Origin of the sequence: Azospirillum tabaci (assembly GCF_014596085.1) — a bacterium.
In the GTDB taxonomy this organism is placed as follows: domain Bacteria; phylum Pseudomonadota; class Alphaproteobacteria; order Azospirillales; family Azospirillaceae; genus Azospirillum; species Azospirillum tabaci.
This window is the reverse complement of the sequence record NZ_JACCJY010000037.1, coordinates 48,997-65,381: the sequence shown is the minus strand read 5'-3', so window position 1 is coordinate 65,381 and position 16,385 is coordinate 48,997. Positions and strand designations below refer to the sequence as shown.

General features: G+C 67.0%; 13 protein-coding genes, 3 tRNA genes and 1 pseudogene. 15 read left to right on the top strand and 2 right to left on the bottom strand.

Translation table 11 applies throughout. From position 1 onward, the window contains the following. From H0B54_RS30020 to H0B54_RS25630, 6 genes and pseudogenes are all read left to right on the top strand, one after another. Positions 1-99, top strand: a pseudogene (locus H0B54_RS30020) (BAX inhibitor (BI)-1/YccA family protein); the annotation flags it as partial. Between the two features lie 262 nt (positions 100-361). After that, positions 362-610 (top strand): DUF1127 domain-containing protein, encoded by a 249-nt coding sequence (locus H0B54_RS25650; RefSeq protein ID WP_188262677.1) that lies wholly within the window; start codon positions 362-364, stop codon positions 608-610. Positions 611-614: 4 nt separating this feature from the next. Beyond that, on the top strand, positions 615-1,031 hold the full coding sequence (locus H0B54_RS25645) for a GNAT family N-acetyltransferase (RefSeq protein ID WP_188262676.1): 417 nt from the start codon (positions 615-617) through the stop codon (positions 1,029-1,031). Positions 1,032-1,040: 9 nt separating this feature from the next. After that, the gene (locus H0B54_RS25640) at positions 1,041-1,835 is read left to right on the top strand and encodes a PhzF family phenazine biosynthesis protein (protein ID WP_188262675.1); all 795 of its coding nucleotides are present in this window, start codon (positions 1,041-1,043) and stop codon (positions 1,833-1,835) included. A gap of 42 nt (positions 1,836-1,877) precedes the next feature. Next, positions 1,878-2,333: a MaoC family dehydratase gene (locus H0B54_RS25635; RefSeq protein WP_188262674.1), complete on the top strand. Its 456-nt coding sequence runs from the start codon at positions 1,878-1,880 to the stop codon at positions 2,331-2,333. A gap of 90 nt (positions 2,334-2,423) precedes the next feature. Then, positions 2,424-3,707: an Hsp70 family protein gene (locus tag H0B54_RS25630; RefSeq protein ID WP_188262673.1), complete on the top strand. Its 1,284-nt coding sequence runs from the start codon at positions 2,424-2,426 to the stop codon at positions 3,705-3,707. Between the two features lie 153 nt (positions 3,708-3,860). On the opposite strand, the gene glnA is transcribed toward H0B54_RS25630, so the two are convergent. Both glnA and H0B54_RS25620 read right to left on the bottom strand, forming a co-directional pair. Then, positions 3,861-5,270 (bottom strand): type I glutamate--ammonia ligase, encoded by a 1,410-nt coding sequence (glnA, locus tag H0B54_RS25625; RefSeq protein ID WP_094306030.1) that lies wholly within the window; start codon positions 5,268-5,270, stop codon positions 3,861-3,863. Between the two features lie 272 nt (positions 5,271-5,542). After that, positions 5,543-5,881, bottom strand: a complete 339-nt coding sequence (locus H0B54_RS25620; RefSeq protein ID WP_014240107.1) for a P-II family nitrogen regulator — start codon at positions 5,879-5,881, stop codon at positions 5,543-5,545. A 325-nt stretch (positions 5,882-6,206) separates the two neighbouring features. Between H0B54_RS25620 and H0B54_RS25615 the strand changes: the two genes are divergently transcribed. From H0B54_RS25615 to lon, 9 genes are all read left to right on the top strand, one after another. Continuing rightward, positions 6,207-6,282, top strand: a tRNA-His gene (locus tag H0B54_RS25615). A 109-nt stretch (positions 6,283-6,391) separates the two neighbouring features. Then, positions 6,392-6,467, top strand: a tRNA-His gene (locus tag H0B54_RS25610). Positions 6,468-6,596: 129 nt separating this feature from the next. Continuing rightward, positions 6,597-8,063, top strand: a complete 1,467-nt coding sequence (locus H0B54_RS25605) for an NAD(P)H-hydrate dehydratase (RefSeq protein ID WP_188262672.1) — start codon at positions 6,597-6,599, stop codon at positions 8,061-8,063. Positions 8,064-8,169: 106 nt separating this feature from the next. Next, complete coding sequence (locus tag H0B54_RS25600; protein WP_188262671.1) at positions 8,170-9,735, top strand: malonyl-CoA decarboxylase; 1,566 nt, start codon at positions 8,170-8,172, stop codon at positions 9,733-9,735. A gap of 161 nt (positions 9,736-9,896) precedes the next feature. Continuing rightward, positions 9,897-9,981, top strand: a tRNA-Leu gene (locus tag H0B54_RS25595). 91 nt (positions 9,982-10,072) lie between these two features. Continuing rightward, positions 10,073-11,407, top strand: a complete 1,335-nt coding sequence (gene tig / locus H0B54_RS25590) for a trigger factor (protein WP_014240112.1) — start codon at positions 10,073-10,075, stop codon at positions 11,405-11,407. A 102-nt stretch (positions 11,408-11,509) separates the two neighbouring features. After that, complete coding sequence (clpP, locus tag H0B54_RS25585; RefSeq protein ID WP_109071948.1) at positions 11,510-12,145, top strand: ATP-dependent Clp endopeptidase proteolytic subunit ClpP; 636 nt, start codon at positions 11,510-11,512, stop codon at positions 12,143-12,145. A 212-nt stretch (positions 12,146-12,357) separates the two neighbouring features. Further along, positions 12,358-13,626, top strand: coding sequence for an ATP-dependent Clp protease ATP-binding subunit ClpX (clpX, locus tag H0B54_RS25580; protein WP_094306027.1), 1,269 nt, complete (start codon positions 12,358-12,360; stop codon positions 13,624-13,626). Positions 13,627-13,910: 284 nt separating this feature from the next. Next, on the top strand, positions 13,911-16,325 hold the full coding sequence (gene lon, locus H0B54_RS25575) for an endopeptidase La (RefSeq protein ID WP_137140372.1): 2,415 nt from the start codon (positions 13,911-13,913) through the stop codon (positions 16,323-16,325). The last annotated feature ends 60 nt before the right edge of the window (positions 16,326-16,385 follow it).

The following is a 16,385-nucleotide window of genomic DNA, read 5'->3' as shown; positions in this document are numbered from 1 at the left end:
GGCAACACCAAGCTCGCCGTCATGGGCGCCCTCTCCCTCTACCTCAACTTCATCAACCTCTTCCAGATGCTCCTCCAGCTCATGGGCAACCGCGAGTAACGGGACCGCATCCGGCGCCAGTCGAGGCGCTCTACCGGGCCGGCCGCATTCCGCGGCCGGCCTTTTTCATGCCCGGATGATGAGGTCCCTTGAGGTGAGCCTCGTCCAAAGGGAAGAGAACCTGTGGGTGTGGCAACCGGGATACATCCGATATCGGAAATGTAATGGTGACAATAATGACATTGACCGGAGCGATTGTGTCGACATAATCCCCATTGTCTCGATTTTTCGGGGCTGAATGTTTTGACGAAGGAGGCACATCATGCGCACCACAGAAGCGACCCGCTCGTCCGGATCGTCCTCGTTCACGACCGTCTTCAAGGTCATCGCGCGCGCCCTTTCCGTCGGCATCCGCCCCGTCTGGTTCGTGATGGAGGCCGGTCTGAACGGCTACGAACGGTGGCGGCAGCGGCAGGCTCTGATGCGGCTGGACGACCATCTGCTGAAGGACATCGGCGTGTCCCGCGCCGACGTGGACAGCGAGGTCAGCAAGCCCTTCTGGCGGGGGTGAGCCGATGAGCGCCGATGCGATCCTCTACGCCGTCGAGCCCGACCTGACCGCCGACGCCTTCATCGACGTGCTCCACCGCTCCGGGCTGGCCGAACGCCGGCCCGTGGCGGACCGCCCGCGGGTGGAGGCGATGCTGCGCAACGCCGGCCTGATCGTCACCGCCCGCAACGCGGGCGGCGACCTGATCGGCGTCGCCCGGTCCGTCACCGATTTCGCCTTCTGCTGCTACCTGTCCGACCTCGCCGTCGACCGCGCCTGTCAGGGGCGCGGCATCGGCAAGGAGCTGATGCGCCGTACCCGCGCCGCGGTGGGGGAGGGCGTGACCTGCCTTCTCCTGTCCGCTCCAAAAGCGATCACCTTCTACGAGGCGGCGGGGATGGAGCGGCACGCCCAGGCGTTCCTGTTCACCGAGAAACCTTAAGGAGGCACCTTGCGCCTTCCCCTGTATCAGGTCGATGCCTTCGCGGACGCGGTGTTCGCGGGCAACCCGGCAGCGGTCGTGCCGCTGGAGGACTGGCTTCCCGACGCGACGCTTCAGGCCATCGCGGCGGAAAACAACTTGGCGGAAACCGCCTTCCTCGTCCGCCGCGGCGACGGTTACGAGATCCGCTGGTTCACCCCGACGGTGGAGGTGGACCTGTGCGGCCACGCCACGCTGGCCTCGGCCTTCGTCATCGCGACGATGCTGGAGTGGGGCTGCCCGCGCATCGACTTCGCCACCCGAGAAGCCGGAACCCTCAGCGTCACCCGCAACGGCGACCTCTACACGCTGGATTTCCCCAGCCGCCCGCCGGAACCGTTGGCCGAGCCGCCCGCCGGCCTGCTCGACGCGCTGGGCGGACCGCCGCCGACGGCGGTGCTGAAGGCGCGCGACCTCGTGGTCGTCTATGACGACGAGGCGACGGTGCGCAGCTTGGCGCCCGACATGAGCGCCCTGGCCCGGTTGGAGAACTTCTACGCGGTCATCGTGACGGCGCCGGGCAGCGGCGGCGTGGATTTCGTCTCCCGCTTCTTCGCTCCGGCCCAGGGGATTCCCGAAGACCCGGTGACCGGCTCCGCCCATTGCACGCTGATCCCTTATTGGGCGCGGCGGCTGGGCAAGGAGCGGCTGAAGGCCCGGCAGGTCTCGGCCCGCGGCGGTGCGCTGTCCTGCGAACTGGCGGTCGACCGCGTGAAGATCGCCGGGAAAGCGGTTCTCTATATGGATGGCGCCATCTACATTTAGCACCGTCCATACGAGGACCAATGGAACGGGAGGGCAGCGGGCATGGCGGGGCGCTATTTCGAGGATTTCCGCGTCGGTGACGTGATCGACACCGAAGGGGCGACGGTCACCGACAGCCAAATCATGGATTTCGCCCAGCGCTTCGACCCGCAACCCTTCCATATGGACGCCGTGGCTGCGGCGGAGGGGCCGTTCGGCGGGCTGATCGCCAGCGGCTTCCACACCTTGTCCCTGACCTTCCGTCTGTTCCGCGACACCGGGGCCATCACCGGCACCAGCCTGGGCGGTTCGGGCGGCGACGAGTTGCGCTGGCTGCGCCCGGTGCGGCCCGGCGACACGCTGCGCGTCCGGGTGGCGGTGGTGGAGGCCATTCCGTCGCGCCGCGGCGACCGCGGCACGGTGCGGCTGGCCTACACCACGCTGAACCAGCATGGCGAGGCGGTGATGACCGTCACGCTGAACCATATCGTGGCGACCCGCAGCGTTCCCGCGGAGTAGCAAACACGGACGGCCTGTCCCGTCGCGCGTCTTGATCCGCGGCCCCGGCCCCTGTATAGCCTCGCCCCTTCCATCACGGCGGGGGTTCCCATGACGGCTTGCGGCCTCGATTTCGGCACGTCCAACACGACGCTCGGCGTGCGGACGGCGTCCGCGGGTGCCGGCACGGGGGAGGGCGGCTACGGCCTGCTTCCCCTGGACGGCCCGCGGACGACCCTGCCCAGCGCCGTCTTCTTCGATTTCGAAGCCGATGCGGTGACAGTCGGGCAGGCGGCCGTCGACGCCTACGCGTCGGGCGTCGAGGGGCGTTTGATGCGCTCCATCAAGTCGATGCTGGGCACCGACCTGATCGACGCCGACACCGCGCTGCGCAAGGGCCGCATCACCTTCCGCGCGGTCATCGCCACCTTCCTGGCGGCGGTCAAGGAGCGGGCGGAGACAGCGCTCGGCGGCGAGCTGACCGACGTGGTGCTGGGCCGCCCGGTGCATTTCGTCGACGGCGACCCGGCGGGCGACGCCGCGGCGGAGGAGGTGCTGGGCGAGATCGCCCGTTCCGTCGGCTTCCGCGGCATCTCCTTCCAATATGAGCCCATCGCCGCCGCGCTCGACTACGAGCAGCAGGTGGAGCGCGAGGAGCTGGCCCTGATCGCCGACATCGGCGGCGGCACCTCGGACTTCTCGATCGTCCGCATCGGGCCGGAGCGGCGTGGGCGGGCCGACCGCAGCGCCGACATCCTGGCCAACGACGGCATCCGCGTCGGCGGCACCGACTTCGACCGCGACCTGTCGTTGGCGACGGCGATGCCGCTGCTGGGCCATGGCAGCGCCATGAAGCGCCCCGGCCTGCTGGCGCCCAAGCATCTCTTCTTCGATCTGGCGACCTGGTCGAAGATCAATTTCCTCTACACCGCCAAGGCGATGGCCGACCTGGAGCGCCTGCGGCGCGATTCCGCGACTCCGGACCGCATCGAGCGGCTGATCGGCGTGGTCGAGCACCGGCTGGGCCACGCGCTGGCCATGGCGGTGGAGCGCACCAAGATCGCCCTGTCCGACGGTCCGGAGGCCGGCCTGTTGCTGGACTGGGGCGGTGGCGGCATGACGCGCCCGGTGTCGGTGGACGAACTGAACGAGGCGACGGCGATCCTGGCCGGCCGCATCGGCGGGCGGGTGCGCGCCTGTCTGGCCGAGGCCGGCACGCTGCCGGCGGAGATCGACGCGGTGTTCCTGACCGGCGGCTCCACGCTGCTGCCGCAGGTGCGGGCGGCCATCCTGGCCGAACTGCCCGGCGCCCGCGTGGTGGAGGGCAACATCTTCGGCTCGGTCGGCACCGGCCTGACCATCGAGGCGGCGCGGCGCTTCGGCGGCACTGCCTGAGGCGTCCCTCAAGTCTCGGACAAGAAAAAGCCCACCGACGTTGTCGCCGGTGGGCTTTTTCTGTTCTGCTCCGCGGTTCGGTCCTCCGGTGGTGCCCGCCGCGCCAAGAGGGCAGGACGGACACCGGAAACCGGCGGACCGAGGTCCAATGGATCAGACCGAGTAGTACATCTTGTACTCGATCGGGTGCGGCATGGTCTCGAAGGCCAGCAGCTCCTCGGTGCGCAGCTCGATGTAGGACTCGATCATGTCCTTGGTGAACACGTCGCCCTTCTGCAGGAAGGCGCTGTCGGCCTTCAGGCTGTCCAGAGCCTCGCGCAGCGAGCCGCAAACCGTCGGAACCTTGGCCAGCTCTTCGGCCGGCAGGTCGTACAGGTTCTTGTCCATCGCGTCGCCCGGATGGATCTTGTTCTGGATGCCGTCCAGACCGGCCATCAGCAGGGCAGCGAAGGCCAGGTACGGGTTGGCCGACGGGTCCGGGAAGCGGACCTCGACGCGCTTGCCCTTCGGCGACGCGACGTACGGGATGCGGCAGGACGCCGAACGGTTGCGGGCCGAGTAGGCCAGCAGCACCGGAGCCTCGTAGCCCGGGACCAGACGCTTGTAGGAGTTGGTCGTCGGGTTGGTGAAGGCGTTCAGCGCCTTGGCGTGCTTGATGATGCCGCCGATGTAGTACAGCGCCAGCTCCGACAGGTCGGCGTACTGGTTGCCGGCGAACAGCGGCTGGCCTTCCTTCCAGATCGACTGGTGCATGTGCATGCCCGAGCCGTTGTCGCCGAAGACGGGCTTCGGCATGAAGGTCGCGGTCTTGCCGTAGGCGTGGGCGACGTTGTGCACGACGTACTTGTAGTACTGCATGTTGTCGCCGGTGCGGACCAGCGTGTCGAACTTGATGCCCAGCTCATGCTGCGAAGCGGCCACCTCGTGGTGGTGCTTCTCGACCGGCACGCCCATCTCGGCGAGCACGCTCAGCATCTCGGCGCGCAGGTCCGAGCCGCTGTCGACCGGAGCGACCGGGAAGTAGCCGCCCTTGACGCCCGGGCGGTGGCCCAGGTTGCCGTCCTCATAGTCCTTGTCCGAGGTGTACGGGCCTTCCTCCGAGTCGAACTCGTAGGACACCTTGTTCATCTCGACCTTGAACTTCACGTCGTCGAAGACGAAGAACTCGGCTTCCGGGCCGAAGTAGGCGGTGTCGCCGATGCCGGCCGACGCCATGTACTTCTCGGCGGCCTTCGCGATGCCGCGCGGGCAACGGGCGTAGGGCTGGCCGGTCGACGGCTCGTACACGTCGCAGAGGATGTTCAGCGTCGGCTGGGCCGAGAACGGGTCCATGACGGCGGTGGTCGGGTCGAGCTGGAGGATCATGTCCGACTCGTTGATCGCCTTCCAGCCGGCGATCGAGGAACCGTCGAACATGATGCCGTCCTCGAACACGTCCTCGTCGATGGTCGAGACGTGCTGGGCGGTGTGGTGCAGCTTGCCGCGCGGGTCGGTGAAGCGGAGGTCCACGTACTTGACGTCGTGTTCCTTGATCAGGTCGAAGACCTTGCTGATGTCGGACATATCTCTTTTTCCACGCTTAAGAGGTTTGGGTCCCGCTGCGTCAAACCGACCAAGGGGCGGGTGACGGCGCTCGCGGCGGACGTTATGTCATGCCTTTCCCAAGCGCACAACGTGACAGCACAAAAAGTCGCGCCCGGAGGGGCATCCGCGCACGGATCGTTCCGCTCGCGGTTGCGACGGTCTGCGTCGGCCGGTTCTGCGTAGGCCGGCTTTGCGTCGGTTGTGGGCGGGGCTGGTTCATGTTGGCCGGTGGTCGGGTTCTCGGGACGCGATCAGATCGCGTCGCCTCCCTTCTCGCCGGTCCGGATGCGGACAACTTCTTCCACGGGGGTGACGAAGATCTTGCCGTCGCCGATGCGGCCGGTGTGGGCGGCCTGCTGGATCGCCTCGATCGCCCGCTCCACCAGGGAGTCCTCCATCACCACCTCGATCTTCACCTTCGGCAGGAAGTCGACCACATACTCCGCGCCGCGGTACAGCTCGGTGTGCCCTTTCTGACGGCCGAAGCCCTTGGCCTCGGTGACGGTGATGCCCTTGATGCCGACTTCGTGAAGGGCTTCCTTCACTTCGTCGAGTTTGAACGGCTTAATGATGGCTTCGATCTTCTTCATGGGTCTCTCGTGTACGAGGTGCCAACGCCGGCAGGCACCGTCCACGGCTCTGCCGACGGTCCGATGTAAGCACGTTGCGTGCCAATCGGAGCGGTTGCGGTTCGGCAGCGTGGGATGCCGGGCCGCACCGGGCCGATGCCACCGGGGACGGCACGCGGCTGCCAACGGATGAGGCGAAGTGAACAATATTTGTGCACAACCTGCAAGCAATCCGCGCAGCCACACCCTTTCGGAGGGGGTAGGGCCCGCTTTTCAGATTGATGAATGCGGTGGAAAATAGAGCTTGACCCGACCCGTCCCTTGGGGCAAATAGGCGACCCCGGTGGCGGTGGTAGCTCAGTTGGTAGAGCTCTCGGTTGTGGTCCGAGCGGTCGTGGGTTCGAGTCCCATCCATCGCCCCAGTCCCTCCTGACGGAGGATGCGCTTGCCGCGTGAACAGTTCACGCTGGTGTTGCATCGGTCGGAGCGGCGGGTGGGGTGTTTGCGGACGGTTCATTCCGTCCCCCGGTGGCGGTGGTAGCTCAGTTGGTAGAGCTCTCGGTTGTGGTCCGAGCGGTCGTGGGTTCGAGTCCCATCCATCGCCCCAGTCCTTCATTCCAATTCCCGTGCCAGACAGGCCTCTCCTTCCATTCCCCCTGTGCCCGGCTTTGCTGGGGCCGCATCGGCGCTTATTGTGTCGGATGACGGTGATGCGGGATTGCGGCGGGTGGAGGCGATGGACGAACTGCTTTCCGTGGCGGAAATGTACCGCGCCGACGCGCTGACCATGGCGGGTGGCGTGCCGGGGCCTGTGCTGATGGAGGCGGCGGGAGCCGCGGTGGTGCGCGCGGTTTGCGAGCGCTGGGCACCGCATCCGACCGTCGTCCTGTGCGGACCGGGCAACAACGGCGGCGACGGATTCGTCATCGCCCGCCTTCTTCTCGAGGCGGGCTGGCCGGTTCGGCTGGCCCTGCTGGGATCGCGCTCCGCCCTGCGCGGCGACGCGGCGGTGGCGGCCGGGCGCTGGACCGGGCCGGTGGAGGCCGCCGACCCCTGGCTTCTGGAGGGCAACCCCCTGGTCATCGACGCGCTGTTCGGGGCCGGGCTGGCCCGCCCGCTCGACGGCATGGCGAAGGAGGTGGTCGAGGCGATGGCGGGGCGCACCGTCGTCGCGGTCGACGTGCCGAGCGGCCTGCACGGCGACAGCGGCCAGGTGATGGGGGCGGCCCCGCAGGCGGCGCTGACCGTCACCTTCTTCCGGCGCAAGCCCGGACATCTGCTGCTGCCGGGCCGCGCCCTGTGCGGCGAGGTGGTGGTGGCCGACATCGGCATCCCCGACTCCGTGCTGGACGCCATTGCGCCGCAAGCCCTGGTGAACGGCCCCGACCTGTGGCGCCGCCGCTATCCCTGGCCGCGGCTCGACGCGCACAAGTATGCGCGGGGGCACGCCGTCGTGCTCGGCGGGGCGCGAATGACCGGCGCGGCACGGTTGTCGGCGCGTGGGGCGCTGCGCGCCGGGGCGGGGCTGGTGACGGTGGCTTGCCCGCCCGACTTGAGGCCCATCTACGCCGCCGGCTCGCCCAGCCTGATCGTGACCGATGTGGCGGATGGCGCCGCCTTCGAGGCTCTGCTGGCGGACTTCCGCAAGAACGCGGTGCTGCTGGGGCCGGGCGCCGGCATTGGGGCGGACACGCGGGGCCATGTGCTCGCCGCTCTGGGTGCCGGAAAGGCGTGCGTGCTGGACGCCGATGCGCTGACCAGCTTCGCCGATTCGCCCGCCGACCTGCTCGGCCGATTGAACGAACGTTGCCTGCTGACCCCGCACGAGGGCGAATTCGCGCGGATTTTCCCGGATCTTGCGGCGGCGGAGGGCGGCAAACTGACGCGCGCCCGCGCCGCGGCGGCGCGCTGCGGCGCCGTCGTCCTTTTGAAGGGCGCAGACACGGTGGTCGCGGCGCCGGACGGACGGGCCGTCGTCAACGCCAACGCTCCGGCCGATCTGGCGACCGCCGGGTCGGGAGACGTGCTGGCGGGCTTCGCGCTCGGGCTGATCGCTCAGGGGATGGACGCATTCGACGCCGCCTGCGCCGCGGTCTGGCTGCACGGCGAGGCGGCGAACGCGTTCGGGCCGGGTCTGATCGCCGAGGACCTGCCGGATGCCTTGCCGGGGGTGCTGAAGCGGTTGAAGGCAGGGGCGCGCTGAGGCGGGACGCCGCGGGCATACATACGCCTGGACAGGGGGGCTTACTCTTAAGGCCGGGCTCAAGCTATGGCTTGCCGAGAGCGTGCGCGCACGCCAGACTCTTGGTATGAGCGAGACGCCCGAGATCAAATCCGCCGAGCCCGTTCCGACCCGGCTGCCCAACACAGGGGTGGGAGCGCCGCCGGGCCTGCTCGACCGCACCCTGGACACGCTGCGCGCCGGGTGGCGCGAGATCGCTGCCTCCGCCCGCGGTGTGGTCGGCGCGGCACCGCGCGCCAATCTGCCCAAGGAGGACGCGGAGCGGCTGAAGGAACAGATCGAAGCCTGCCTCGAGGGCCGCGGCGGCGAGGTGTCGGCGCGGGCGCGGGCGGCGCAACTCGGCCGCACCTATCTGGCGCTGGACGGGCAGGGGCGGCGCAATTTCCTGATGATGCTGGCGCGCGACTTCGACGTGGACCGCGCCGCCGTCGATCGGGCGATGGCGACCTTCCAGACGGCCGGCGACCCCGTGTCGCGCGGCCATGCCGAGCGCGCCCTGCGCCGCGCGCTGGAGCCGCCGCGGCTGCGGCTGCTGACCCAGTTCAACGGCCTGCCGGAAGGGGTGAAGTTCCTGGTGGACCTGCGCGCCGAGCTGATGGAGATGGCGCGCGGCGAGCCGCTGCTCCAGGCGCTGGAGGACGATCTTAAAAGCCTGCTGCGCAACTGGTTCGACGTCGGCTTCCTGGAGATGCGCCGCATCACCTGGGACAGCCCGGCCTCGCTCCTGGAAAAGCTCATCAAATACGAGGCGGTGCATGAGATCAGCGGTTGGCGGGATTTGAAGGACCGTCTCGATTCCGACCGACGCTGCTTCGCCTTTTTCCACCCGCGCATGCCGAACGAGCCGCTGATCTTCGTCGAGGTCGCGCTGGTCCAGGGCATGTCGGACAACGTTCAGGCGCTGCTCGACCCCTCCGCCCCGGTCTGCGACCCGAAAAGCGCGGACAGCGCCATCTTCTATTCCATTTCCAACGCCCAGGTGGGCTTGGCGGGGATCAGTTTCGGCAATTTCCTGATCAAACGGGTGGTGGACGGCCTGACCGGGGAGTTCCCCAACATCAAGTGCTTCGCCACCCTGTCGCCGATTCCCGGCTTCCGCCGCTGGCTGGACCGGGAACTGGCCGAGCGCGGCGATTCGCTGCTCAGCCCGCCCGAGGCGGAGCGCATCGCGGAGGCCATGACCACCCTTCCGGATGGCCCGGAAGCGGATGGCCGCGAATCGGGTGGGGAGGGCGATCCGGACGAACGCCCGGTGCTGGCGGCCGCCCTGGCTCTGCCCTCCTGGCACGGGCACGATGAGCTACAGAAGCAGCTTCGCGGCCCGTTGATGCGGCTGTGCGCGCATTACCTGACGACGGCGCGCGCGTCGGACCGTCGCAGCGAACGGCCGGACACGGCGCCGGCGCGGGCGCTCGACCCCGTCGCGCACTTCCACCTCAGCAACGGCGCCCGCATGGAGCGGCTGAATTGGCTGGGCGACCGGTCGCCCAAGGGGCTGCGGCAGTCCTGCGGCATGATGATCAACTACCGCTACAAGCTGGGCGAAATCGACGCCAACCACGAGGCTTACCGGGGGGAGGGCAAGGTCAACGCCTCCTCGGCGATCCGGTCGTTGGGCAGGGGGGGCGCATGAGCCGGTCCGCCCTTTGCCGCCGCCCGCCCCGGGCCACCCACCAATGGCGTGCGGAACGGCGCCCATTTTGCCTGTTTGCGGCGCGAACCCTGTGCTATAGAGCGGACTTCGCCGGCAGTCCGTCGGGTGTTCCGCACCCGTCGCGGGCTGTCTATGCCATTGCGGGCGTGGCGGAACTGGTAGACGCGCCGGATTTAGGTTCCGGTGACTTCGGTCGTGGGGGTTCGAGTCCCTTCGCCCGCACCATGGCAACAGCTTGGACCGCATGGGAACACACGGTTTCGGGCCGCCCGGACGGGCGCCGCCGGGCCGGACAACGAGATAGGCTTTCGTTCCGATGAACATCACCGAGACCAGCGCCGACGGCCTGAAGCGCGAGTACAAGGTCGTCATTTCCGCCCAGGATATCGAACAGAAGGTGCAGGGCCGGCTCGAAGAGCTGCGCCGGACGGTGCAGCTCCCCGGCTTCCGTCCGGGCAAGGTGCCGGTTGCCGTGATCAAGCAGCGCTACGGCGGCAGCGTTCTGGCCGAGGCTCTGGAGGATGCGATCGCCGACAGCTCGCGCCAGGCGCTGAACGAGCGCGGCCTGCGCATCGCCATGCAGCCGAAGATCAACGTCGAGAAGTACGAGGACGGCGGCGACCTGTCCTACACCATGGGCGTCGAGCTTCTGCCGGACATCGAGCCGGGCGACCTCAGCGGCCTGGAGCTTGAGAAGCCGGTCGCCACGGTCGAGGACTCGGCCGTCGACGAGGCTCTGACCCGTCTGGCCTCCGCCCATTCGGTGCAGGCCCCGGTCACCGAGGACCGCGCGGCCGAGAAGGGCGACATCGCCGTGATCGACTTCGCCGGTTCGGTCGATGGCGAGGCTCTGCCGGGCATGGACGGCAAGGACTACCCGCTGGAGCTGGGCGCCAACCAGTTCGTTCCGGGCTTCGAGGACCAGCTGATCGGCGCCAAGGCCGGCGAGCACCGCACGGTGAAGGTCACCTTCCCGGCCGACTACCCGCACGACCGCCTGAAGGGCGCGGACACCGTGTTCGAGGTGGACGTCAAGGAACTCCGCAAGAACGTCCCGGCCGAGGTCAACGACGACCTCGCCAAGGAGTTCGGCATGGAGAGCCTGGAGAAGCTGCGCGAGGCCGTCGGCGACCGCATCAAGGGCGAGTACGCCAACGTGTCGCGCCTGCGCGTCAAGCGCCAGCTCCTCGACAAGCTGGCCGAGGCCCACTCGTTCGAGGTCCCGCCGGGCATGGTGGACGTCGAGTTCGAGGGCATCTGGCAGCGCCTTCAGCAGGAGCTGAAGAACGGCACCGCCGGTGAGGACGCCGGCAAGCCGGAGGAGGAGCTGAAGACCGAGTACCGCGGCATCGCCGAGCGCCGCGTGCGCCTGGGCCTGCTGCTGTCGGAAATCGGCCGCCGCAACGACATCCAGGTGACCCAGGACGAGATCAACCGCGCCCTGATCGCGGAAGCCCGCCGCTTCCCCGGCCAGGAGCGTCAGGTGTTCGAGTTCTTCAAGCAGAACCGGGAAGCGCTGGAGAACCTCCGCGCCCCGATCTTCGAGGACAAGGTCGTCGACTACATCCTGGACCAGGCCAAGGTGAGCGAGAAGCCGGTGTCCGCCGAAGAGCTGATGAAGGACCCCGACGAGGAGGCCGAGGCGGCCTGATCGTCAGAAAGGTTGAGGGGCGGCCTACCGGTCGCCCCTTTCCATTCCTATATGTAGACTGCTCAGACGACTAACCGAGCTGCGGGAGCAGGGAAGACCACCATGTACGACTTCGAACCGAAGATGAATGCTCTGGTCCCGATGGTCATCGAGCAGACCAACCGGGGCGAACGAGCGTACGATATTTACTCGCGCCTGCTGAAGGAGCGGATCATCTTCTTGATCGGTGGCGTGAACGACGCCGTCGCCAGCCTGATCTGCTCGCAGCTGCTGTTCCTGGAATCGGAAAACCCGAGCAAGGACATCGCGCTCTACATCAACTCGCCGGGCGGCTACGTCTCGGCCGGCCTCGCCATCTACGACACCATGCAGTACATCCGTCCGCAGGTGTCGACGGTGTGCATGGGGCAGGCGGCCTCGATGGGCTCGCTCCTGCTCGCCGCCGGCGCGCCGGGCAAGCGCTTCTCGCTGCCGAACAGCCGGATCATGATCCACCAGCCGTCGGGCGGCGCCCAGGGTCAGGCCTCGGACATCGAGATCCAGGCCCAGGAGATCCTGAAGCTGCGCTCGCGCCTCAACGACATCTACGTCAAGCACACCGGCCAGTCGCTCGACACCATCGAGGCGGCCATGGAGCGCGACAAGTTCATGTCGCCGGAAGAGGCCAAGGCCTTCGGGCTGATCGACGAGGTGGTCGAAAAGCGCCCTGGCTCGATCGGCGACGGCAGCGCCGCCTGACGGGGCGCGCGAACTAATGATTGATTGCGCCGGTTCCCTGTTGTTGAATGATGGGGAACCGGTCCGATGGATCGGGTTCGAAGGATGAGCGGATGCGTTAACCTTGTCTCGGGCCTTCCCCGGGACAACCTTTGAAAGGACCGGCGTCGGGGGACGCCGCAGGCGGTTGACAGGTTATACGGATCAGTCCCCCGCGAGATGACGGAGTACCGATGAGCAAGTCCAGCAGCGGCGATTCGAAGAACACGCTCTACTGCTCCTTTTGCGGCAAGAGCCAGCACGAGGTCCGCAAGCTGATTGCCGGTCCGACGGTGTTCATCTGCGATGAATGCGTCGAGCTGTGCATGGACATCATTCGCGAGGAGAACAAGACGACCCTCGTGAAGTCCCGCGACGGCGTGCCGACCCCGCGCGACATCCATGCGGTACTGGACGATTACGTGATCGGCCAGCATCACGCGAAACGGGTCCTTTCTGTTGCGGTGCACAACCATTACAAGCGGTTGGCGCACGGCACGAAGCACAACGACGTCGAACTGGCGAAGTCCAACATCCTGCTGGTTGGCCCCACGGGCTGCGGCAAGACGCTGCTCGCCCAGACGCTCGCCCGGATCATCGACGTTCCCTTCACGATGGCCGACGCCACGACCCTGACCGAGGCGGGCTATGTCGGTGAGGACGTCGAGAACATCATCCTCAAGCTGCTTCAGGCCGCCGACTACAACGTCGAGCGGGCGCAGCGCGGCATCGTCTACATCGACGAGGTCGACAAGATCAGCCGCAAGTCCGACAACCCGTCGATCACGCGCGACGTGTCGGGCGAGGGCGTGCAGCAGGCCCTGCTGAAGATCATGGAGGGCACCGTCGCCTCCGTGCCTCCGCAGGGTGGCCGCAAGCACCCGCAGCAGGAGTTCCTGCAGGTCGACACCAGCAACATCCTGTTCATTTGCGGCGGCGCCTTCGCCGGGCTGGACAAGATCATCGCGCAGCGCGGCAAGGGCACCTCGATCGGCTTCGGCGCCGACGTCCGCGGCCCGGACGAGCGCTCGACCGGTGACATCCTGCGCGAGGTCGAGCCCGAGGATCTGCTGAAGTTCGGCCTGATCCCGGAGTTCATCGGCCGTCTGCCGGTGGTCGCGACCCTGGCCGACCTCGACGAGGCGGCTTTGGTCGAGATCCTCACCAAGCCGAAGAACGCCCTGGTCAAGCAGTACCAGCGCCTGTTTGAGATGGAGGACGTCCGCCTGGAGTTCTCCGACGACGCCCTGCGCAACATCGCCCACAAGGCGATCCAGCGGAAGACCGGCGCGCGCGGCCTGCGTTCGATCATGGAGTCGATCCTGCTCGACCCGATGTTCGATCTGCCGGGGCTGTCGGGAGTGGAAAGCATCCTGGTCAACAAGGAAGTGGTCGAAGGGCGTGCCAAACCGCTTTACGTCCACGCCGAACGCCGCGGGGAGCAACAGGCGCCGGGCGCCTGAGTTCGTCGCGGTTGATCAGCATTGGCTACGGGGAAGGGCGCTTCGGGCGCCCTTCGTCGTTTTCGGCTTTTGCAAACTTCAAGCGTCCCGGCAGGCTGTGGGGCGGCTCGGACCGGCATACCGCACCGCCATACGGAATTGGGGTTCTGGCCCTTGAAGGGGGGCTATGGCTGTGCCACGTTAGAAAAAGTGCCGGTTTTCGATCCCTGTGCTCATACCCCGAGGCGGGGTTCTTCCCAGGCCCATCCCGGGCTGACGGCGTCCCAATGAAAGAGGCCCAATCAATGTTCGAAATCCCTCGTGGTGCCCTCTATCCGGTCCTGCCGCTCCGCGATATTGTGGTTTTCCCCCACATGATCGTGCCTCTTTTCGTCGGCCGCGAGAAATCCGTGCGCGCCCTGGAAGACGTGATGAAGGACGACAAGCAGATCCTTCTCGTCACCCAGAAGAACGCCGCGCAGGACGACCCGACGCCGGCCGATATCTACAGCGTCGGCACCGTTGGGACCGTGTTGCAGCTGCTGAAGCTGCCCGACGGAACGGTGAAGGTGCTCGTGGAGGGCGGCCAGCGCGCGTCCATCACCAAGTTCGCCGAGAACGAGGATTTCTTCCAGGCCCATGCCGACCTCGTCGAGGAGAAGGTCGGGGAAAGCCAGGAGCTTGAGGCGCTTGGACGCGCGGTCGTCTCGCAGTTCGAGCAGTACATCAAGCTGAACAAGAAGATCCCGCCGGAGGTCCTCGTCTCGATCAACCAGATCGAGGAACCGGGCAAGCTGGCGGACACGGTGGCTTCCCACCTCGCGCTGAAGATCCCGGAAAAGCAGCAGCTTCTGGAATGCGCCACGGTGTCGGAGCGGCTGGAGCGGGTCTATGCCTTCATGGAAGGCGAGATCGGCGTTCTCCAGGTGGAAAAGCGCATCCGCAACCGCGTCAAGCGGCAGATGGAGAAGACCCAGCGCGAGTACTACCTCAACGAACAGCTCAAGGCGATCCAGAAGGAACTCGGCGAGACCGAGGACGGCCGCGACGAATCGGCCGAGCTGGAAGAGAAGATCAACAAGACCCGCTTCTCCAAGGAAGCCCGCGACAAGGCCCTGGCCGAGCTGAAGAAGCTGCGCTCGATGAGCCCGATGTCGGCCGAGGCGACGGTCGTGCGCAATTACCTGGACTGGATGCTGTCCATTCCGTGGAAGAAGCGCACCAAGGTGAAGAAAGATCTGAAGCTCGCCCAGAAGATCCTCGACGCCGACCATTACGGCCTGGAGAAGGTCAAGGAGCGCATCCTCGAGTATCTCGCGGTCCAGAACCGCATGAACAAGGTGAAGGGGCCGATCCTCTGCCTCGTCGGGCCGCCCGGCGTCGGCAAGACCTCGCTCGGCAAGTCGATCGCCAAGTCCACCGGCCGCAACTTCGTGCGCATGTCGCTGGGCGGCGTGCGGGACGAGGCCGAGGTCCGTGGTCACCGGCGCACCTACATCGGCTCGATGCCCGGCAAGGTCATCCAGGGCATGAAGAAGGCGAAGTCGTCCAACCCGCTGTTCCTGCTGGACGAGATCGACAAGCTCGGCGCCGATTGGCGCGGCGATCCGTCGTCGGCCCTGCTGGAGGTCCTCGATCCGGAGCAGAACGGCACCTTCAACGACCATTACCTCGAGGTCGACTACGACCTGTCGGACGTCATGTTCGTCTGCACGGCCAACACGATGCGCATGCCGCAGCCGCTGCTGGACCGTATGGAGATCATCCGCGTCGCCGGCTACACCGAGGATGAGAAGGTCGAGATCTCCAAGCGCCACCTGATCGAGAAGCAGGTGGAGGCCAACGGTCTGAAGAAGGGCGAGTTCGCCATCTCCGACGACGCGCTGCGCGACCTGATCCGCTATTACACGCGGGAGGCCGGCGTCCGCAGTCTGGAGCGCGAGATCGCCAATCTCTGCCGCAAGGCCGTGAAGGAGATCCTGATGAAGGGCTCCGCCGGCGCCAAGGTCTCCGTCACCCGGCGGAACCTGGACAAATACGCCGGTGTCCGCCGCTTCCACTTCGGCGAGGCGGAGCTGGAGGATCTGGTTGGCGTCACCACCGGCCTGGCCTGGACGGAAGTCGGCGGCGAACTGCTGTCCATCGAGGCGGTCAGCCTTCCCGGCAAGGGGCGGGTGACGACCACCGGCAAGCTGGGCGACGTCATGAAGGAGTCGGTCCAGGCGGCGGAAAGCTACGTCAAGTCGCGGGCCACCGCCTTCGGCATCAAGCCGACGCTCTTCGAGAAGCGGGACATCCACGTCCACGTTCCCGAAGGCGCCACCCCGAAGGACGGCCCGTCGGCTGGCGTGGCGATGATCACCTCGATCGTGTCGGTGCTGACCGGCATCGCGGTCCGCAAGGACGTGGCGATGACCGGCGAGATCACCCTGCGCGGCCGGGTGCTGCCCATCGGCGGCCTGAAGGAGAAGCTGCTGGCCGCTCTGCGCGGTGGGCTGAAGCATGTGCTGATCCCGAAGGACAACGAGAAGGATCTCGCCGACATTCCGGACAACGTGAAGCGCGGCCTGGAGATCATCCCGGTCAGCACGGTCGACGATGTCTTGAAGCACGCCCTGGTTCGGGAGCTTGAGCCCATCGAATGGAAGGAGCCCGAGGCGGTCGAGCCGGCAGTCGCCAAGCCGCAGCCCGACGGCGGCGGCGAGGTGCTGCGGCACTGATCGAGCCCGGCGTTTAAAGCACTCTTAACGCTCCACCACGCTTCGCATCGCCCGCCCGTC

Excerpts from the sequence above, each read along its gene's own strand:
- H0B54_RS25650 (WP_188262677.1), top strand. The coding sequence starts at position 362 with ATGCGCACCACAGAAGCGACCCGCTCGTCCGGATCGTCCTCGTTCACG.
- H0B54_RS25635 (WP_188262674.1), top strand. The coding sequence starts at position 1,878 with ATGGCGGGGCGCTATTTCGAGGATTTCCGCGTCGGTGACGTGATCGAC.
- H0B54_RS25630 (WP_188262673.1), top strand. The coding sequence starts at position 2,424 with ATGACGGCTTGCGGCCTCGATTTCGGCACGTCCAACACGACGCTCGGC.
- H0B54_RS25600 (WP_188262671.1), top strand. The coding sequence starts at position 8,170 with ATGAGCGAGACGCCCGAGATCAAATCCGCCGAGCCCGTTCCGACCCGG.
- tig (WP_014240112.1), top strand. The coding sequence starts at position 10,073 with ATGAACATCACCGAGACCAGCGCCGACGGCCTGAAGCGCGAGTACAAG.
- glnA (WP_094306030.1), bottom strand. The coding sequence starts at position 5,270 with ATGTCCGACATCAGCAAGGTCTTCGACCTGATCAAGGAACACGACGTC.
- H0B54_RS25645 (WP_188262676.1), top strand. The coding sequence starts at position 615 with ATGAGCGCCGATGCGATCCTCTACGCCGTCGAGCCCGACCTGACCGCC.
- clpX (WP_094306027.1), top strand. The coding sequence starts at position 12,358 with ATGAGCAAGTCCAGCAGCGGCGATTCGAAGAACACGCTCTACTGCTCC.
- clpP (WP_109071948.1), top strand. The coding sequence starts at position 11,510 with ATGTACGACTTCGAACCGAAGATGAATGCTCTGGTCCCGATGGTCATC.
- lon (WP_137140372.1), top strand. The coding sequence starts at position 13,911 with ATGTTCGAAATCCCTCGTGGTGCCCTCTATCCGGTCCTGCCGCTCCGC.
- H0B54_RS25620 (WP_014240107.1), bottom strand. The coding sequence starts at position 5,881 with ATGAAGAAGATCGAAGCCATCATTAAGCCGTTCAAACTCGACGAAGTG.
- H0B54_RS25605 (WP_188262672.1), top strand. The coding sequence starts at position 6,597 with ATGGACGAACTGCTTTCCGTGGCGGAAATGTACCGCGCCGACGCGCTG.